Below are 3,160 nucleotides of genomic sequence, written 5' to 3'. Positions count from 1 at the left end.
CGCAAGGACGTGCCGGCCAGCGCCCAGGTGGTAATGAACCTGATCCAGCGCGTGGACCGCGAGGAGCCGGCCAACAAGCTCGATGCCGTGCTGCGCGGCGACCCCGCGCTGGCCTTCAAGCTGATGCGGCTGATCAACTCGCCGGCCTTCGGCCTGTCGGTCGAGGTCAGTTCCTTCCAGCACGCCATCATGATCCTCGGCTACCAGCGCCTGAAGCGCTGGCTGGCCCTGTTGATGACCAGCGCGGTCGACAGCCCGGACCTGAAGCCACTGATGTTCCTGGCCGTGCGCCGCGGCCTGCTGATGGAAGACCTGGCGCGCAGCCTGGGCGACGAATCCGCCCGCAGCGAAGCCTTCATCTGCGGCGTGTTCTCGCTGCTGGACCGCATGCTGGGCCAGCCCTTTGACCGCCTGCTGTCCAGCCTGCCGGTCGCCGAAGGCGTCGCCCAGACCCTGGTCGGCGAAAACGGCCCCTACCGCCAGTCCCTGAACCTGGCCATCGCCATCGAAGCCGAATCGCCGCACGACATCACCGATGCGGCCGGCGAGATGCTGCTGTCGGCCGGCGAGGTCAACCGCGCCGCCTGGAAGGCATTGCTCGCGTCGCGGCAAATGCAGCCGGAGTAGTGCTCCGTTCGGGCTGAGTAATTATCCGTTCGGGCCTGTCGAAGCTTGCCTTGTATTCCTTGCCATCAAAGTCCGAGACACGGCAACAAAGTCAGGAACGTTGGAGCGCGAGGAAGCACGGCATTGCAGCGGGTGCGGTCCTTCGATGTACTGAACTCGAGGCCCTGAAGTAGTCGTTCAACGTTCGCGCGTGACCCCGAGCCTGCGAGGCCCGATCTCTGCGGGGGTCGGCCGCTCATACCTTGGCGAGGAAGGCCGCCGCATCACCCGCTTCACACTTCCAGTCTGCGAAGACCCCGACCAGATTGCATTCCACGCAGCGGCAAGCGATGTAGTACCAGCGCACGTCATGTGTGCCCTCGTACACAGAGACGCCGGACATCAGCTCGAACACCTCGTTCTCGCAGACGCACTCGTGCGTCTCGGGCGCGGCTTCTTCAACGTAGTCCGCGCTGTCGCCCATCAGGTGTTCCTGCCCGCAGTCTGTGCAGGTGCGGATCGCCACGCCGGCTTCTTCATCGGTCTGCAGCGCGAAGGTCCGGCACCCGCAATCGCATTTGGACGCGGCAAACCGGACGGCCTCATGGCAATTTGCAACGCTGTAGCTGCGCAGCTCGGCTTGGGTGTCGCCGGACGTCGTCCCGTACCAGAACTCGCCCTTCTTCGTCAGTGCCATTGATGCTGCTCCATTCAAGGTGGGCTTCCCGGCAGGCCCGACGCCAGGCTCGCCCCGATCATCTGGATTTTGCCTGGAGGCCCGGCGAGTCGTCGTCAAGAGCCCGGGTCCGGGTGGTCGCCGACAAGAGCTGCGGATATCCTTAGATGCCGATTCTTGGAGATTGCAGCCATGTGGCGGCCTCTCCGATTCGAACGGCTCCTATCAGCCTGGAGCGCACATTGCGCCATCCGCTTCCATGCCCAGGACATTGAAGCCGAGCCGTGCGCCCCGCGGTTCCGCTGGCGGTGATGTCCCAGACTCTCGCTGCGAGCCCTCCGTCGACACGCTTCCTGGGTTCGCCGTCTCGGAGTTCATTGGCGATGGGCATTTGTGATGGGCATTTGTGAGGGGCATTTGTGAGGGGCATTTGTGAGGGGCTTGCAAACCCTTCGACAGGGAGAACGGCGGAAATGCCTTCGGCAAGCGCAGGGCGGACAGGGTGGACATTCGCTTTCCCGTCCCCACCTTTTCTGGTTCCGTGCCATCGGGAAGACAAGCCGCTAGCCGTGGGACGGCTCGTCGCCCAGTCCGGCGGCGCAGCGCTTGAGCAACGCGCAGAGCAGCTGGGCCTCTTCGGGCGACAGCAGGGAGAGCATCTTCCTTTCGACGGCGTCGGCGGCTTTTGCGCCATCGGCGACGGCTTTTTGACCGGCCTTCGTCAGCTCGGTCATGATGACCCGGCCATGCTCAGGGTGCGGGCTCCGCACGATCAGGCCTGCGCGTTCGAGATTGACGAGGATCGCCTGCATGGTCTGTGGCGTCACGAACGCCGCGCGAGCCAGTTCGGCATTCGAGATTCGCGGATTGCCGGCGACGGCAAGCAGCACTGCGTTCTGAGGTGCCGTGATGCCGATCTGCGCGAGCTCGGCATCCAGGCGTTGCCTCAATCGATGTTGCGTGATCTTCAGGTTGTAGCCAATCCAGTCGACTCCGCTGCGAGGCGTCGGCTTCGCCGTTGACATATCAGGGCCCTTACATTAATATCAGTCCACTGATATTAATGGACAGGAGCCATCATGACAACGCCAGTCGGCCCGGATTTCATCGCCTTGCAAGTGCGCGATCTCGCCGCATCCCGCAAGTTCTACGTCGAGACCTTCGGTTTCGAAGCCGCGCCCCAGAGTCCCCCCGGGGCGGTCGTTTTCAAGACCGAGCCCATCCCGCTGGCGCTGCGCGTGCCGCTGCGTGCGCTTCCCGAAGCAGGGCCACTCGGCGTGGGCATGGTGCTCTGGATCGCATGCGCCGACGCCGATGCGCTGCACGACCGCATCGTCGAGCGGGGCGGTGCGATCCTCAGCCCGCTGGCCGACGGCCCCTTCGGCCGCTTCTTCGTTGCCGGTGATCCCGATGGCTACGCGATCACCTTTCACACGGCGCGACGCTGACTGGGCGTTCATTGGCGGTGCACCCGTGTGAGGGGCTTGCAAACCCTTCGACAGGCTCAGGGCGAACGGAAGGAACCCTTCCACCCGATGCTACGGGGGCTAAACTGGCTTTTCCCCCTCAAGCTGGCGCCCATGTCGTTCAAATCCAAGCTGCTGCCTTCGTTGCGGGCCGCGCCGGAATCGGCGGGGCTGGTGACCTCGAGTTGGACGGGTGCGCCATTGCCGCCCGAGCTGCTGGCGCTGCTGGAGATCAACCCGCTGGCTTTGCTGGCATGCGACAGCACTGGGCGGATTGCCTGCGCCAACGCGCCGATGCAGGCGCTGATGGGCGTGGCGGATGCGAATCAGCTGGGGGCCTTGTCGCCGGCGCTCTGTGAGCTGATCGGCTGGCCGGGCGCGATGCCCGGGCCTGGCCAGAGCCACCGCATGG

At 64.7% G+C, this 3,160-nt stretch carries 5 protein-coding genes; 3 read left to right on the top strand and 2 right to left on the bottom strand.

The genetic code is table 11. The features are described from left to right. Window positions 1-627: EAL and HDOD domain-containing protein (locus tag FKP22_RS25550; protein ID WP_141290564.1), on the top strand; the 627-nt coding region annotated here is incomplete at its 5' end. A 235-nt stretch (window positions 628-862) separates the two neighbouring features. Here FKP22_RS25550 and FKP22_RS25545 read toward each other — a convergent pair. Both FKP22_RS25545 and FKP22_RS25540 read right to left on the bottom strand, forming a co-directional pair. Further along, window positions 863-1,303 (bottom strand): hypothetical protein, encoded by a 441-nt coding sequence (locus FKP22_RS25545; protein ID WP_141290562.1) that lies wholly within the window; start codon window positions 1,301-1,303, stop codon window positions 863-865. A gap of 542 nt (window positions 1,304-1,845) precedes the next feature. Continuing rightward, window positions 1,846-2,307 (bottom strand): MarR family winged helix-turn-helix transcriptional regulator, encoded by a 462-nt coding sequence (locus FKP22_RS25540; RefSeq protein ID WP_141290560.1) that lies wholly within the window; start codon window positions 2,305-2,307, stop codon window positions 1,846-1,848. Between the two features lie 54 nt (window positions 2,308-2,361). On the opposite strand from FKP22_RS25540, the gene FKP22_RS25535 reads away from it, so the two are divergent. Together FKP22_RS25535 and FKP22_RS25530 are read left to right on the top strand one after the other, a co-directional pair. Further along, window positions 2,362-2,730 (top strand): VOC family protein, encoded by a 369-nt coding sequence (locus FKP22_RS25535; protein ID WP_141290558.1) that lies wholly within the window; start codon window positions 2,362-2,364, stop codon window positions 2,728-2,730. A 132-nt stretch (window positions 2,731-2,862) separates the two neighbouring features. Further along, window positions 2,863-3,160 (top strand): hypothetical protein (locus tag FKP22_RS25530; RefSeq protein ID WP_141290556.1); only part of this gene is annotated, 298 nt, incomplete at its 3' end.

Origin of the sequence: Ideonella azotifigens (genome assembly GCF_006519715.1) — a bacterium.
Taxonomy (GTDB): Bacteria; Pseudomonadota; Gammaproteobacteria; order Burkholderiales; family Burkholderiaceae_C; genus Ideonella; species Ideonella azotifigens.
This window is presented reverse-complemented; position numbering and strand designations above follow the sequence as displayed.

Bases quoted from the DNA above. Each gene is read 5' to 3' on its own strand.
- FKP22_RS25545 (WP_141290562.1), bottom strand. From the start codon at position 1,303: ATGGCACTGACGAAGAAGGGCGAGTTCTGGTACGGGACGACGTCCGGC.
- FKP22_RS25540 (WP_141290560.1), bottom strand. From the start codon at position 2,307: ATGTCAACGGCGAAGCCGACGCCTCGCAGCGGAGTCGACTGGATTGGC.
- FKP22_RS25535 (WP_141290558.1), top strand. From the start codon at position 2,362: ATGACAACGCCAGTCGGCCCGGATTTCATCGCCTTGCAAGTGCGCGAT.